The sequence below is a fragment of the Polaribacter atrinae genome (assembly GCF_038023995.1).
Classification (GTDB): Bacteria; Bacteroidota; Bacteroidia; order Flavobacteriales; family Flavobacteriaceae; genus Polaribacter; species Polaribacter atrinae.
The window spans coordinates 726,103-742,104 of sequence record NZ_CP150660.1; the positions used below are offsets into that span (position 1 = coordinate 726,103).

A 16,002-nucleotide genomic window follows, 5' to 3' on the forward strand; every position below is an offset into this window, starting at 1 on the left:
CATTTATCAAAAAAATTGTTAAACTTTTATAATACAGTTATGAACTCTCATATTCTATGGAGTCATAATGTATGTAAAGGTTTAAAAATCACACATAAAACATATGATTACTGGAGAGTTAAAATCACAAGTAGATAAAATTTGGGATGCCTTCTGGACAGGCGGAATTTCTAACCCCTTATCTGTTATAGAACAGTTTACCTACTTACTATTTATAAGAAGGTTGGACGAGCGCCAACTTCTAGAAGAGAAAAAAGCGAATACCGTTGGTATTCCTATTCAGAATGAAATATTCTCTCCTGCACAAAAAGAATTAAGGTGGAGCTCTTTTAAGAACAAAGACCCACAAAGCATGTTTGATGTATTTACCAAACCTATGGTAGATGAAATGACAGTTTTTGACCACATGAAACAAGTAGGAAATACAGGTGGTGTCTTTGCTGAGTTTATGAGCAAAGCCAACTTTATAATTGCTACTCCAAGATTGTTAGACCAAGTGGTTCAGTTAATTGATAAAATCAACATGAACGATAGAGACACCAAAGGAGATTTGTACGAGTACATGCTCTCTAAAATTGCTTCTGCAGGTACTAACGGACAGTTTAGAACACCAAGACACATCATTAAAATGATGGTGGATATGACACAACCTAAAAAGGATGATGTTATTTGTGATCCTTCTTCTGGAACAGCAGGTTTTTTAGTTGCAGCAGGAGAATACTTTAGAGAAAATCATGAAGACTGGTTTCTAGATAAAACCTTTAGAGATCATTTTAATAACGAAATGTTTAATGGTGTAGAGATAGATGATACCATGATTCGTATTGGAGCTATGAACCTACAGTTGCATGGTATAGAAAGCCCTAATTTAATGAAGAATGATGCACTAAGTGAAAGTGCTGGAGATATAAGAGATAAATACTCGCTAATCCTTGCTAACCCACCTTTTAAAGGGAGTTTAGATTATGATGGTGTAGAAAACTCGATACTAAAAACAGTGAAGTCTAAGAAGACCGAATTACTCTTTTTAGGTCTAATGCTTAGGATGCTAAAATCTGGTGGTAGATGTGCTGTAATTGTGCCAGATGGTGTTTTATTTGGTAGCTCTAATGCTCACAAACAAATTAGAAAGGAAATTATAGAAAAGCACAAATTAGATGCTGTTATTTCTATGCCAAGTGGTGTATTTAAACCGTATGCAGGGGTAAGTACTGCTGTACTCTTTTTTACAAAAACAGGTACAGGTGGTACAGACCATGTTTGGTTTTACGACATGAAAGCAGATGGTTATAGTTTAGATGATAAGCGTAACGATAGTAAAGACAATGATATCCCTGATATTTTAAACAGATACCGTAATCTAGAGGAAGAAAAAGGTAGAGCAAAAACAGACAAAAGTTTCTTAGTGCCTTTTGATGAAATTAAAGAAAACGACTGGGATTTATCTATAAACCGCTACAAAGAAATTATATATGATGAGATTGTATATGATGCTCCTGCGGATATCATAAAAGAGATTGAAACTTTGGATACAGAACGTAACCAAGCTTTAGCAGCTTTAAAAGAGATGTTGAGATGAGTAAAAACTATTTGAATATGGTAACTCTGGGAGATGTATTAGATTACGAACAGCCTACAAATTATATTGTCGATAAGGCTGATTATAGTGATGAGTTTGAGATACCTGTCTTGACTGCTGGAAAAACATTCTTATTAGGTTATACAGATGAAACTCATAATGTCTTTAAAAATATACCAGTTATAATTTTTGACGATTTTACAACAGCCTTTAAATATGTAGATTTCCCTTTTAAAGTAAAATCTTCTGCAATGAAAATTTTAAAAGCAAAAGAAGAAATAGCTGATATCAAATTCTTGTACTATAGGATGATGAAAACAGGAATTGATACACAATTACATAAACGATATTGGATATCAAAATATTCAAAAGTAAAAATCCCTCTCCCACCACTAGACCAACAAAAAAAGATTGCAGCAATTTTAGATGCAGCAGATACCTACAGACAAAAAACAAAAGCACTCATTACTAAGTATGATGAGTTGACACAAAGTTTGTTTCTAGATATGTTTGGAGGATACTTTAAAAACAAAGAAGGTTATCTTTCTATCAGTGAAGTTTCATCTTTTATAGATTATAGAGGTAAGACGTTAACAAAAGTTGATAATGGGATCGCATATGTGACAGCAAAAAGTGTTCGAATTGGGTATTTTGATAAAAAAAGATTGGATTATATCACTAAGGAAACTTATGATGAAATAATGACAAGAGGATACCCTAAAACTGGTGATGTATTATTTACAACTGAAGGAGCTACTTTAGGATTTACTTGTAGAATCCCTCATGGGTTAGAAGAATTTGCTGTAGGACAAAGATTAATAACCCTACAAACAAAAGAAAACTATAACTCTGTTGTATTAGAGTTTATGCTTAACTCATCGGAAATTCAAGGTAGTATTTTTCAACTTGCTACAGGTAGTGCGGTTAAAGGAATAAGAGCTGCAAAATTCAAGACTATTAAAATCCCAGTTCCACCAATAGATCTCCAAACCAAATTTGCCGAAAGAGTAAAAGTTATAGAGTCACAAAAAGAACAAGCACAAGCAGGTTTAGTACAAGCAGAAAATTTGTTTAACAGCCTTTTACAAAGGGCGTTTAAAGGAGAGTTGGTGTAAACCTGAAGAATTATGAAAGAAAATACGCTATCAACAAAAGCAGTGAAATAATATAGTTACGTCGATAGAATGTTGATAACATAAATGAAATTTAAAAAAACCAAGCATAAAACTAGTTTAACAGATTGGTTCAAAAGGCGTTGTAAACCATTTGAAAAAATAAATATCTAAAAAATAATTAATATGAATGTTACAAATAATGATTTAGTATTAGTCAGAGGAATAAATGCTCAATGGTTTAAAGAAAACTTTAGTAAACTTTGGATTGGATTTGGTGGTGCCCCACAGGCTATACCAAAAGAAGACGCATATTATGTTGGATTATATATGGGAGCCCCAGTTTCGGCAATTACTCATATTGGAATTGTTGAAAGTATTCACAGATATGACAATTCTGCGGACTTTTACTTAAAATGTATAATTAAGCTTAAAAACCCTATTGACCCTGGTCATCCAATTCGAAAACACGAAAATTGGAAATTATCACAATTTGGATTATCGGAATCACAAATGGATGATTTAAGAATTAAAATGAATGGTATTTAATAGTGATAAGAGAGTAAATTCTATTTTTTGATTTACACATCAAAGTACAATCTGAAAAACAGCTTACAATATCTTGCTTAAAAAATTTCAATATTTAGCTTAATTTAAAACTTGTTACATTTTTGCTAACATCTGAATTTTCGCTGGAAATTCCTCGTTCACAAAATCGAAACTCTCCAAACAAAACAACGTTAAAAGGAGCGTAGGTATAACATTAATAAAACATTATGAGCAACTTTCAATTTCTACAAAAAGAGTGGCCAGCCATCTATAAAGAAGCAAAAGAAGCAGAACAGCTAACGTTAACTTCTCCTAAAGCCTGTGCAATGATTTCTAGAAGTGCTTTAGAAAAAACTGTACAATGGTTGTATCAAAATGATGTAGAGTTAGAATGGCCTTATGATACTAAGCTCGCTAGTTTAATACATGAGCAATGTTTTAGAGAAATCATTAAACCTTCTATGTTTAGAGAGGTAGATTTGGTACGTCTAAATGGTAATGCAGCAGCTCATGGTAAAGCTATTACGCAAGATCAGTCTATTGCTAGTATTAAAAACTTGTTCAGGTTTTTAAGCTTTTTAGGAGTTTATTATAGTGAAGTAGCTATTGATATTCCTGCTTTCAGCATGCAAAAAATCCCTGATGGGAACGAGCAAAAAGAAACTTTAAAAACACTCCAATTACTAGAGCAGCAATTAGACAATAGAAGAGAAAAAGACAAAGAAGAACGTGCAAAGTTAGAAGCACAAGCAGCACAAATAGAGCTACTCCAAAAACAATTAGAAGCTCAGCAAAAATTAAGTACCCAACGTAGAGTTGAAAGAGAAAAAACAAAAGACCCTGAGAAAACCATACCTATTCTTATACCCGAATCTGTTACAAGAAAACTCTATATAGATGTTTTACTAAAAGATGCTGGTTGGGATAATTTAACCGAAGGACGAGAAATAGAATATGAAGTAAAAGGAATGCCAAAGAGCACCAATCCCTCAGGAATTGGTTATGTAGATTACGTGTTATGGGGAAAAGATGGAAAACCTGTAGCAGTTGTAGAAGCTAAAAGAACAATGGCAGATGCTAGAAAAGGAAGGCATCAAGCAGAACTCTATGCAGATTGTTTAGCTCAAATGTATTCACAGAGACCTATTATTTTTTACACCAATGGTTTTGAAACCTTTCTTTGGGATGATACTTTTTATGTAGATAGAGAAGTACATGGTTTTTACACTCAAGATGAACTACAGTTATTAATAGACAGAAGAACTACTAGAAAAGACCTTAGAAAATTTAAGGTAAATACAGCAATTGCAGGACGAGATTATCAACTAGAAGCTATAAAAAGAATTTCTGAAAACTTAGTTGTAGATGATAAAGATAAAAACTTAAGAGGGGCTAAAAGAGAGAGCCTTTTAGTAATGGCAACAGGTAGCGGAAAGACAAGAACCGCTGCAGCAATTGTAGACATGTTAACCAAGTGCAACTGGGCTAAAAGAGTATTGTTTTTAGCAGATAGAAACGCATTGGTTTCACAAGCTAAAAACGCCTTTAAAGAGTATTTACCAGAGTTGTCTTGCATAGACTTAACCAAAGAAAAAGAAGATAATAGTACACGTTTGGTGTTCTCTACCTATCCTACTATTATCAATAAAATTGATAAAGTAAAAACAGAAGACGAACGCTTTTACGGAGTTGGTCATTTCGATTTAATCATCATAGATGAAGCACATAGATCTGTCTATCAAAAGTACAGAGCAATCTTTGATTATTTTGATGCTATGATTATTGGGTTAACTGCAACACCTAAAAAAGAAATTGATAGAAATACATACGGACTTTTTGGAATAGAAGATGACAACCCAACTTTTGCGTATGAACTTGATGCAGCTGTAGACCAAGGCTTTTTAGTTCCACCAAAAGCCATAAGCATCCCTTTAAAGTTTCAACGAGAAGGTATTAAATATGCAGATTTATCAGATAGCGAAAAGGAAGAATATGAAGAGAAATTTGGAGACCCTACAAATGATGAAGCTCCAGAAGAAATAGGAAGTGCAGCACTTAATAAATGGTTATTTAACACAGACACTGTAGATAAAGTGCTAGAGCACTTAATGAATGATGGAATTAAAGTTAATGGAGGAGACAAATTAGGTAAGACCATCATTTTTGCAAAGAATCACGCACATGCAGTTTTTATAGAAGAGCGTTTTAATAAAAACTACCCAGAGTATAGTGGTAAGTTTTTAAGAGTAATTGATAATTATGAAACCAAAGCACAAGATCTTCTCGAAAAATTTGCAGATCCTTTAGAAGAGCAAGAACCGCAAATTGCAGTTTCTGTAGATATGATGGATACAGGAGTTGATGCTCCTAGAGTAGTTAATTTAGTATTCTTTAAGATAGTAAAAAGTTCGTCTAAGTTTTGGCAAATGATTGGTAGAGGTACTCGATTATGTCCAAACTTATTTGCACCAGGAGAAGATAAAAAGGAGTTTTTAATTTTTGACTATTGTCAAAACTTCGAGTATTTTGATGAGCATCCTGATGGAGCTGCAGCAAATAACATGAAGCCTCTACTCCAACAAATTTTTGAAGCTAAGTTAAAGGTATCACAGTTAATTACACACTTATCAGATAAAACACCTGATGAGGTTGAAATAAGAGATAGTTACCTAACAGAATTACATAAAACAGTATTAAACCTCGATGAAAGCAGGTTTATAGTTCGTAAAGAGCTGAGGTATGTAAAAGAGTTTAGTAACAAAACTAAATGGCTAAATCTTTCAAAAAGTGATGTACAAGAAATTAATACACATTTAGCACACTTACAGCCTGCTGCTAAAGGTGATGATGAACTTGCCCGAAGATTTGATATGTTAGTTTTAGTATATCAAATTGTATTGCTAACAGGTTCTGGAGACACAGCAAAGTACATGGGTAAAATTTACAGTACCGCTGTTGCTTTAGAGAAGAAAGATAACATACCTCAGGTATTAATGCATTTACCACTTATAAAGGAGCTACAGACAGATCATTATTGGGAGACCATTAATGTAAAAAAACTAGAAGAACTTAGAGTAGCTTTAAGAGAGTTAATCAAGTACTTAGAAACCGAAAAGCAAGCACCTATTTACACTAATTTTGAAGATGTATTAGATTATGACGGAATTACAAGTAGAGAGCCTGTAACCTCTTATGTGAGCTTACAATCTTATAAAGACCGTGTAGAAAGTTACATTAGAAAAAACAAAAATCATTTAACCATACATAAGCTTTCTACCAACTTACCAATTACAAAAGCAGAGCTTTATGAATTGGAAAAGATTCTCTTTTCTGAGGGAATTGCTGGCACAAAAGAAGAATTTGTGCAGCAGTATGGAGAAAGACCTTTAGGCGCTTTTATAAGAAGTATTACAGGAGTTGAACAGTCTACATTAAATGAAGCCTTTTCAGATTTCCTACAAGTAGGAAACCTAAGAGCAGATCAAATGACCTTTATTAAAACAATTATATCTTATCTATCTACCAACGGCACCATTGATAAAACGATGCTCTACGAGTCTCCTTTTACAGACCTTAATGACCAAGGTTTAAGTGGTGTTTTTGATAACGATGCTGATGTTATAAAGGTTGTAAGAATTATTGACATGATAAATAGTAATGCTGATGTTGGCTAGGTGGGTTATAAAGTTAGGTGTTTACGGTTTTCCGTAAGAAATTTTAATTTTTTTTTTATATTCTTGCTTAAGCTTACCAAGATAATCAATTTAGTTGTTGTTATATTTTAAAGTCAGTAGCAAGAGGTATTAAATAAAATACACCGTACCTCAGTTATGCTACTCTGTGTCTGTTAGTAAACTAAATAAATTATAAACTGACAGACATCATTAAACTTATAGAATCAGATAAGTTTATACTTGGAAAAGTTATAAGAACATTGAATTTAATTGAAAAAAAAAAATGGAGATACAAAAACTATTAAATTATCATAAAAATAATTTCATAAAGGATTACGGGGAAATTAAATATGAGGAAATATATGAGAAGGTTAGATGTTCTAAACACCTTAAGCGAGGTCTTAGAATTTCTGAAAGTAAGGGTATGCCGTTGTTAGCAGGAGATTTTCTTCAGATTGGAGCAGCTCATGCAGGATTGTTTGGTAAAAAATCAACAAGGGTTATGGGGGCTTTAGTGGCTCTTGAATTATGGCATGAAGAACTTAATTATGATTATGAATTAGCCTCAACAAGTCTCTTACTTAATGAAATTAGAAAATGTATGAGAGGGTATTGATTTTATAAAATATCAGATTAATAAAAGGTTTATAAGTTCAAAGAATATTTTTTATAATTTAACGAAACAATTACTCATACGGTGGTGGTGTCGGGATTATGACTATCTAACATCAGATATATATTCTAAACAAAATATTAGAAAAATTAACAAATAAATTACCTAATTATGAGTAAAAACAATAATCTTAATATAACGCCAATTGCTGGTGTTATAAGTATAATTCTAGCTGGAATTTTAGGTCTTTCTGGAGCGGGAGTACTATCCTTAATTTGCCTAGTAATAGCTGGGGTGTTATTTTGGATAGCATCAGCTTAAAGAGATTAAAAGGTTCTCTTAATCTAATTTATAGAGTATTGATTCTAGTTTTGGGGTAGCCCTATACTTTACAGCATCATCCATTACAAATTCTGCACTGTCAAACTGTAATTTTCCGTCTGTAAAACTAACTTTCGTTCTAAAAAATAAAGAAGGACAGCAATGTGCATCTTTATGGTGACATTGTGAGACACCTTTTAAATAGCCATCTTCTATTTTTTGATATCGGAATAGATTAGGCCAACTTTCTTTTTTACAACCACAAATATCATTTTCGTTTGCTACGTCTTCTAGTTTAAAAGTATCTCCATGATTTATAAAAACATAGAAGAAAGTAACTTCATTATAACCATCTGATCTAAATACACTGATAATACAATCTCTTTTATTATCATTGTTAAGGTCTCCAAAAATAATACCATTATTACCATGCTCCTGTGTATTAATGGTAGTTGGTAGTTCGTAATAACGTATGTTCTCTTTATTACTCTTTCCACCTAATATTTCAGGTGAGTTTCTTACATCATAAGCTTCAATTACATCTTCGTAATTACTTTTGTTTTTGAAGTTTTTAAATTCCTTCTGTGAAGTAATTTCTGGTTTGTACTCAATTACAAGGGAATTGTAAATAGCTTCATAATCAATAGCTTTTTCTACCTCTTTAATGGGGGGTATTACTTCTTTCTGTGGGCTTTTAGTAGTACACTTAATAAATACAAATAATGCTATTAGAGAGCATATAAGAATTAGATTTTTTGTCTTAATCATTTTTTTTTTGAGTGGTAAATTTAATGTATTTATGATTGAGTAATTTCGAATATTCTAAATATATTTTTACAGTATAACTATTACTAATGTCGTCTTCATAATTAGTTTTAGAGTTAAATATAATTTTTTTGGGTAATAAGGAGTCCCTCAGTCGATCCACTTAATTTCGTACAGCATAATTAAAAATTCTCCTACGTCTAATTTGTACTTAACAATCGTTCTGCCACAATTTGCGCTCCAGCTGGTGCTCATTGTAGCTCACTCATTTGCTCTACTTCATACGTTCCTCTATTCGGATACCCGTAGCTTACTTTACTCTTAAAATCTTATAAGGATATGCTGCGCAAGCATTTTATTAAGAGGAAAACGCTATTTCGCACTTTGCGAGCCCGCTCTGTCACTCAGACTATTTTGTGTCATAGTTTTTGTCTAGTTAATGTCTAAAATATAAGGAGTTTTAAAGCCATTTGGAGAAATCACGTGCTCAGAAAAATCGCACAAGATTCTACCAACGCGCACAAGAGAAATACAAACATTCCATTTCACTCAAATTAGTTCTTTAAATTTAACTTTTAGAACATATATAGGTAGCTATTATTAATTCATACCATGTCAGCGCGCATTGTTTACAGTTTAAGTGGAGTTTTAAATAAGAAATTTGAACCGAACGTACTTTTTTTATAACCACAAAACTATCGTCTTCAAACCTGTAAATCAATGCTTGCTTCTATTAAAAGAATCTAATCGTTACATTCCATTTATTGTTTTTCCCTTGTTTTTCCAGCCGCCATTCTAAGAAGGGGTATAGAATATAGAGATTATTAATAGTCAAAAACGTACGCCACAAGCGTCAAACGTAGCTATAGCACGCTCTTATTCATTCTTCAACGAGCTATTGCTCTACCATCTTCGTTCCGCTCGCGGAGGCTTCGCAGTAGGTTAAAAACACCTCATTATAACTTCAGAAACTTTAGACATAATTAATAAGCAGGAACAACATCTATAGAGTTATTCATAGTCATAGTATTTATAAAACAGTTTCTTTATTAATATAGTCTTAAGAAGTATTCCTAAATCTATTAGATGAACGATTTAGAAAAAATGCAAATTTACCTCCTTCCCTTCACCAGCCGCCTTCCTGTTGTAAAGATCAAGCCTTCGGTTTTACTACAAATCTCCAGCGAAAAAGATTTGTAGTCTAAATATGTTATTGAGCGCTCGTATTTGTAGTAAAAATCTATGACAACATATCCACAGTCACAGTAAGTCATTCTTTTTCTAAATCGCTCAAAAAAGAGTTGAGCATTAAAATTTTTAAGATGACTGAACAAAGTAACTATGAGATTAAAACACACAAAATAGGAAGAACCTACAGCAAACCACACTTCTACATTCTAAACAAAGGTTTGAACAGCGGAAAACCAATGAATGAACCTTGTCCAAATTGCTTTATAGTACTTATAGAGACTAATGAACAGAGAGAATCATTATACTATCTATGTTTATCACTTCAAATAGGACAGTATTTTAACTACTACATTAAAGGTTCAGTAATTCCATTCATTACCATAGGTGATACAAGGAAAGTCCTAGATACAGCTTTACAGAACTATAAAGAAGATAATTGGCAGTCAAGAGTAGAAAAGCTTAAAAAGATAACTACCTATGAAGAAAATCTTAAGCAACAGATAAAAACAATAGGACAATTAAAATTAGCACTATTAAGAACTTAGTGCTAATAAGTTTTGTACATGCGTTTATGGCCCCGCCCCAATTGATAATTAGTATACTGTAGTATATCCGTTAAGGGGCGGGGCACTTCTATGGGGATGATTACAGCCTAAATAGAGATGTTTGTGCTATGCAATACAATTATTGTAGTCCATACTTTTAGGTTTGTTTAAATAAGCTATACGAGAGCTGTCTAACTCACTTATTTCAACAGTAATACCTATGAAATACCATTATTCTATTTAGTTCTTCATGTTTTTCTACTTACATATGTAGATCACTCCACAGGTTATGGTTATTTAAATGCGTGAAGACAGACTATATACTTAGCCCTACCTAAAACCTAGGGGAAATGAAACTATATACAAAATTGAAGGTGGGGCAATTATTTATGCTTGTATTTTTTTTAAGAATGGGTAGTACCTCTAATTAGATATCTTTGATACTCTCAAAAAATAATATGGTAGTTTACTTTTGAATCCTAATCAAGTACCATTATCAACACGTCTTACTTGTTTAATTTGTTCTAACACGAATCAAGGTGTACCCTATATGTACCTTTAAAATAGAACTTACTGATTTTCAGTATTGTTTATTTTTTGTATCGGGAAGTAAATAATTTATAAAAACAGACTACTCAAAAAGATAATTTAAAACAACCAACCCTAACAAGAAAAGGTATCATCCATTTCATACATAATATAAGAGATAACTTAGATTTTTAAAACGGAAAATTACACGGTTTACTATACTCTTAAAATACAAACAAAGGTAAATTATTATAAAATCTACCTTCGTTTTTTAATAGCTCTAAATCTACTTTTATATTAGTCTACAAATATTAAACGATAGATTTCTTTAAAGCGGCTAACTCCACTCCCAGTCCATTAAACATTTGTATAATACTACTTAATTTTAGTTCGTGTTCTTCATATTCTTGTGTATTAATACTACACGTAAATTTCCACATTTCTAATACTTCAGAAAGGGGAACATTATAAGATTTATAACTTGGGTTGTCTGGCTTTAATAGAAAAGATTGATTTTCTTCAATTTGATTATAAATTCTTTTATAAGTCAATCCATCATTTCTTGTAATTACAATATAAGAATCTCCACTTTTTATATTTTTTATATCTTCTACAAATTCTGCAACTACATAAGAACCATCTTTCATAGGCAACATAGAATCTCCTTTTATTGGAAATGCTCTATGTTTCCCTGTTGGTAAGAATGGTAACTTTATTTTTTCTAATTGCTCTATAAATTCAGGATCATCATAGCCTAATAAATAACCCGCAGAAGCTTTAACTGACACTACTTCGATTAGATTTTCATTATCAATATCAACCGAAATCGGAAATAGGATTCTTTTATCTCCAACCTCAATAAATGAAACATCTTGTGCTTTTGTTAAATCCTTTTTTACTAAAATATCTATCGGAATTCTAAAATAATCAGAAAAATCTATTAAAAATTCTAAAGTGGGTGAAGATCTATCCTCTTCATAAGACCCTACTCTAGATCTAGTTACAGATAATTCCTTTGCCAAAACCTCTTGACTAATTCCTTTTAAACCTCTTAAATGTTTAATGTTTTTTGCTAAAACCTCCATATCGCTATAATTACAAGCTGCAAATGTATGTATTTGTAGCTGATTTTATCCTATGAAAAAAACATTTTGAAATTAAATTTAGCCATATCTTTCACCTATCTAAAAAATTGATAGTTAAAAAACTGAAAAACAAAATACTACTCGTTAGAATAAATACCTATTTTTAAAATAGTTAATATTGATGAAAATCGACATTATTTTGGAGTCATTCTTTTTACTGTGGTAGTACCATTTGAACAACAAGTATTTATGTTACAAATACAAAACTTTCTATTATAAAGATGGAGGATTATTAAGGCTAAAATTGGAATGTATAATAATTTATGGTGTATGTAAAACATATTAATTTTTTCATTTATTACGATTATAAAAAGGCATAATAAACTTAACCATAAAGCGGGTTTTATCCAATTTTTAGAAGTTTTCTGTGTAGAACGATACACTGAAAAAAAAAAGAAATTATTAAGAATACAAAATCTAATAAACCCCACCAACTAGACACGTTATGACTGTGACTCGATCTACTTGTTTGCGTTATAAAAATAAAAGGACTAGCAAAACAATGAACAGGGCAAAAAAGAACTTGCGTAGATACCCACAATGTCTGATTTCTGTTTTATTAATATCATAGTATTATATATTACAACTTAGTTGCAAATTCAGAAGAATTATCTGAATTGTTATAAGGGTTTGTTTCTGTGGTAACAACTCCTCCATCAAAATTTGTCCATGTTGTTGCGCTTTCAAAATCTAACGGTAAGGCAACTGTAGGAAGTACAATACCAGAAGAAGATAATGCAATATCATCTATATAAAACGTAAAGTTGGCAGAACCATCTCCCATAATATCATTATCAAAAATAATAACTAGTTTATCATAAGATGCCGTTTTACTAATTGCAATATAATCAAAAGTTAAAGTTTCCCATCCATTTGCTATGGTTGTTAAAACTTCTTTACTAAAATTAATTCCTGCATCTCCAGAATTTTCTACTTTTAATAATACTTTTGCTCCTGCTCTTGGTGAATATACTTTCATTGTAAAAGTATCATTATTTGCAAAATCCATTGCAGAACTTAATGTTAACGCACTTCCTCCCCAAGTTTTACCTTCAAATTTTACCATCTTACCAACTTTTGTAGAAGTATTGTCTGCATTGTTATAAGGGTTTGTTTCTGTTGATACAACTCCTCCATCAAAATCTGACCAAGTTATTTCGCTTTCAAAATCTAATGGTAATGAAGCTGTACCTGCAACAGGTGCTTCTGGTGCATCCGTTAATTTTTCTGCATTAAACTTAATGTTATCTATATACATGGTATTTCCTTCTGCTCTATCTGCCATATCTTGGGTCCAATCTACAAAAATGACCATTTGACTGATGTTAGATAAATCTCCATTAGGATTTATACCAGAAAGATCAAAAGTTAAAGTTTGCCATTCATTTACAACTGTATTACCAACATTTTGGTCTGTAATTTGAAATGACGTTCCTGCACTATTTGTTCCCATTTTAATACCTACAGTACCTACATAGTTTTTATGTACGTCCATAGTTAAGGTTAAGTTACTTGCAACACTCATATCAATTTTCCAGGTACCAAATTTAGAGTCTTCCCATTTATTATTAACACCTGCATAAAAAGCATTACCAGGTCCCATAACAACTTTCATTACTTTAGAAGCAGTAGCATTTACACCGTCTAAATCTGGGTTGTCTACAATCTCCGCTGGAGGAGGTTCGTTATCAAAGGTATACCAATTAGAAGCTAAACCAGAGGGTGTACCTTCTTCAAAATCTAAATGATATTCTTGTTGTTGTGAAAAGCCTATTGATGTCATCAATAAAGCGAGTAATAAGGTAGTTTTTTTCATAATAATTATATATTTAAAATTTTATATACAATATTAACCTTAAACTAACCTATATTACCTTTACATACCTAAACAAAAAACATACAACTCAAAAATAATTTCTGTTTAAATAATAAAACTCAATGATAGATACCATTACCAAATATTTTTAAAAAAAAATAAAGAGTTAATTACAAGCTACTTAAACTAAATGTATGGGTAATGTATTGCTTAAATACACTAAGTATTGTTCTTTTTTTTGAAAGTATCGTTTTACAAAAGGATAAAAGACACTAAAAACAAACTATGCGATTAAAAGTCAAATTAATTTTTCACTCTTATTTATTAAATTTTAATCCATTTGCCATATCCTTAAAAAGCTATTTTTAAAAGCAACATCATTACTAGTCACTAAAGCATTTTCTATATAAGTATTTAAATAATTAATTCTATCAACTCCAGAAGGATGCGTGAAGGTTGCAGCTCCTAATAATTTTTGTAAAAAAGGAAAATTAGAGGTTAACAAATTAAACTCTTTACTAAGTTTAGTTTTAATTAAATGAATCGCTATTAAATCTGCTAAATATTCTGCTTTTTTATAATCGTTTGTTACCGTGCCTTTAGGGATACTTCCTTGTAAATCAAAAAGTCTAGCTTGAGAAATAGTTACAATATGTGCAACTTCATGCGTTAAAGCAAATAATTGAATATCTTCTTTGGTTAAGTTTACCAAACCCTGACTCACTTCTACATAACCAAAAGCTGCACCTGCATTTATACCTAAATCGTTTTTATCAACTTTAAACTGTGTAGGTATTTCTGCCTCTGAATATTCCTTAAATAAAGGTAAAACAGATTCGTTATATATTCTAATTATTTCTTCTTCTTTAGTTAATGGAAGATCTTCATTTTCAGGAAGTATTACTTCGCTTGTAGAATTAGAATTGCAAGCAAACATCAAAAAAGAAAGGAGTACTAAAAGGGATTTCTTCATTTTAAAATAAGTTTTATAAAAACAAACACCCTTAAAATTAAGGGTGTCTGTGTAATAAATAAAAAAGGGGAATTAATTGATCTAATTAGTTAGCGTAATATGTAAATGTTCTAAGTACCGTTAGGCCAAATTCACTATTAGTATAAGAAGATTCTAAAGGATAATCATCTGTATTATATACGTAAGAAACATTAGCATCTGCGGTATCACGAGTAAGTGGATTGTTTGTATTTACAGCATCAAAACCAACATTAATTGCAGCATATGCAGCTGGATAAATTCCTTTAAAAGGATTGTTTTTTGTGTCATAAGTTGCTTCAGAAGGATTTGTTTGAGCTGTTCCTCTGTTCGTTTTTATAACATTATCATTAGCGTCATATTCAAAAGTAGTAATATCATCTACAATAGCCTCAGTACCTTCGTGATTTGTTCTTTCTTCTTTAATTAAATTTCCAGAAGCATTATATGTATAGATATAAGTATAAACTAACACATCGTCTTCTTTGTATTCACCTTTTACAATTTGACCATTTTCATAAGTATAAACCGTACTTGTTGCGTCACTTGTTTTTTCAATAACTTGGTTTTTATCATCATAAACTAAAGTAAAAACAGAAGCTCCGAATCCTTCATCTATAGAGATTTTATTTACAAATCCAAAATTATCATCATACTCATAAGTAGTAGTTGTGCTTGCTGCAAAAAAAACATAATCTTCCGTAAAAACTGTTGTTTCTAATTGAGATCCACTACCAACTTCACCACGAACATTAACAGTTACAGAATAGTTTTTAGTAGTTACTTCATCTTCTGCAGTTACTACAAAAGTTTTAGCTTCTCCGTCTACAAAAGTAATTTCTGTACCTGAATTTGGAGAGATCGTTGCATTTTCTGAAACTGTAATAGTAGGTACAACTGCTGTTAAATTTGTTCCGAAAGGGACAGTTACAATAATATCGGTTCCTAAATCGTAAACAATATCATCAGCATTTACGCCATCAATAGCAATTGAAAAATCTGTAATGGTTGCCAAAGATGATAAAATTGGAGCATCATCATCACTAGAACATGAAACAGTAGTTATAGCTAAGGCTAAAAAAACACTAAGGATAGAAAAAAATTTCTTCATAATTTAAAATATTTAATTGGGTTGTTTTATCTTTTTGTTGAAATTGTAACCTATAAGATAAC

General features: G+C 31.4%; 11 protein-coding genes. 6 read left to right on the forward strand and 5 right to left on the reverse strand.

Features of this window, described 5'->3' with window-relative positions; genetic code table 11:
- The first annotated feature begins 103 nt into the window (after positions 1-103).
- The 5 genes from WG945_RS03355 (at position 104) to WG945_RS03375 (ending at position 7,530) form a co-directional block, all read left to right on the forward strand.
- A complete protein-coding gene (locus tag WG945_RS03355) occupies positions 104-1,579 on the forward strand; it encodes a type I restriction-modification system subunit M (protein WP_068448207.1) in 1,476 nt (491 codons plus the stop codon).
- Positions 1,576-2,694 carry a restriction endonuclease subunit S gene (locus tag WG945_RS03360; RefSeq protein WP_068448209.1) on the forward strand — a complete coding sequence of 373 codons (1,119 nt, stop codon included), beginning with the start codon at positions 1,576-1,578 and terminating at the stop codon, positions 2,692-2,694. The genes WG945_RS03355 and WG945_RS03360 overlap by 4 nt, the downstream gene beginning before the upstream one ends.
- A 183-nt stretch (positions 2,695-2,877) precedes the next feature.
- On the forward strand, positions 2,878-3,240 hold the full coding sequence (locus WG945_RS03365; protein ID WP_068448211.1) for a hypothetical protein: 363 nt from the start codon (positions 2,878-2,880) through the stop codon (positions 3,238-3,240).
- 227 nt (positions 3,241-3,467) lie between these two features.
- On the forward strand, positions 3,468-6,914 hold the full coding sequence (locus WG945_RS03370; protein ID WP_231874556.1) for a DEAD/DEAH box helicase family protein: 3,447 nt from the start codon (positions 3,468-3,470) through the stop codon (positions 6,912-6,914).
- Positions 6,915-7,197: 283 nt separating this feature from the next.
- Positions 7,198-7,530, forward strand: coding sequence for a hypothetical protein (locus tag WG945_RS03375; protein WP_068448216.1), 333 nt, complete (start codon positions 7,198-7,200; stop codon positions 7,528-7,530).
- Positions 7,531-7,866: 336 nt separating this feature from the next.
- On the opposite strand, the gene WG945_RS03380 is transcribed toward WG945_RS03375, so the two are convergent.
- Entirely contained in the window at positions 7,867-8,616 is a 750-nt protein-coding gene (locus tag WG945_RS03380; protein WP_068448218.1) for a hypothetical protein, read from the reverse strand.
- 1,319 nt (positions 8,617-9,935) lie between these two features.
- Between WG945_RS03380 and WG945_RS03385 the strand changes: the two genes are divergently transcribed.
- The gene (locus WG945_RS03385) at positions 9,936-10,349 is read left to right on the forward strand and encodes a DUF6943 family protein (protein ID WP_068448220.1); all 414 of its coding nucleotides are present in this window, start codon (positions 9,936-9,938) and stop codon (positions 10,347-10,349) included.
- Positions 10,350-11,188: 839 nt separating this feature from the next.
- On the opposite strand, the gene WG945_RS03390 is transcribed toward WG945_RS03385, so the two are convergent.
- The 4 genes from WG945_RS03390 to WG945_RS03405 all read right to left on the reverse strand — a co-directional run bounded on the left by WG945_RS03390 (position 11,189) and on the right by WG945_RS03405 (position 15,940).
- Positions 11,189-11,962 carry an XRE family transcriptional regulator gene (locus tag WG945_RS03390; protein WP_068448222.1) on the reverse strand — a complete coding sequence of 258 codons (774 nt, stop codon included), beginning with the start codon at positions 11,960-11,962 and terminating at the stop codon, positions 11,189-11,191.
- A 640-nt stretch (positions 11,963-12,602) separates the two neighbouring features.
- Complete coding sequence (locus WG945_RS03395) at positions 12,603-13,838, reverse strand: hypothetical protein (RefSeq protein ID WP_068448224.1); 1,236 nt, start codon at positions 13,836-13,838, stop codon at positions 12,603-12,605.
- A gap of 331 nt (positions 13,839-14,169) precedes the next feature.
- A complete protein-coding gene (locus WG945_RS03400; RefSeq protein WP_157603537.1) occupies positions 14,170-14,811 on the reverse strand; it encodes a hypothetical protein in 642 nt (213 codons plus the stop codon).
- Between the two features lie 85 nt (positions 14,812-14,896).
- The gene (locus tag WG945_RS03405) at positions 14,897-15,940 is read right to left on the reverse strand and encodes a hypothetical protein (RefSeq protein ID WP_068448228.1); all 1,044 of its coding nucleotides are present in this window, start codon (positions 15,938-15,940) and stop codon (positions 14,897-14,899) included.
- Positions 15,941-16,002 lie beyond the last annotated feature (62 nt).

Bases quoted from the DNA above. Each gene is read 5' to 3' on its own strand.
- WG945_RS03355 (WP_068448207.1), top strand. From the start codon at position 104: ATGATTACTGGAGAGTTAAAATCACAAGTAGATAAAATTTGGGATGCC.
- WG945_RS03360 (WP_068448209.1), top strand. From the start codon at position 1,576: ATGAGTAAAAACTATTTGAATATGGTAACTCTGGGAGATGTATTAGAT.
- WG945_RS03365 (WP_068448211.1), top strand. From the start codon at position 2,878: ATGAATGTTACAAATAATGATTTAGTATTAGTCAGAGGAATAAATGCT.
- WG945_RS03370 (WP_231874556.1), top strand. From the start codon at position 3,468: ATGAGCAACTTTCAATTTCTACAAAAAGAGTGGCCAGCCATCTATAAA.
- WG945_RS03375 (WP_068448216.1), top strand. From the start codon at position 7,198: ATGGAGATACAAAAACTATTAAATTATCATAAAAATAATTTCATAAAG.
- WG945_RS03380 (WP_068448218.1), bottom strand. From the start codon at position 8,616: ATGATTAAGACAAAAAATCTAATTCTTATATGCTCTCTAATAGCATTA.
- WG945_RS03385 (WP_068448220.1), top strand. From the start codon at position 9,936: ATGACTGAACAAAGTAACTATGAGATTAAAACACACAAAATAGGAAGA.
- WG945_RS03390 (WP_068448222.1), bottom strand. From the start codon at position 11,962: ATGGAGGTTTTAGCAAAAAACATTAAACATTTAAGAGGTTTAAAAGGA.
- WG945_RS03395 (WP_068448224.1), bottom strand. From the start codon at position 13,838: ATGAAAAAAACTACCTTATTACTCGCTTTATTGATGACATCAATAGGC.
- WG945_RS03400 (WP_157603537.1), bottom strand. From the start codon at position 14,811: ATGAAGAAATCCCTTTTAGTACTCCTTTCTTTTTTGATGTTTGCTTGC.
- WG945_RS03405 (WP_068448228.1), bottom strand. From the start codon at position 15,940: ATGAAGAAATTTTTTTCTATCCTTAGTGTTTTTTTAGCCTTAGCTATA.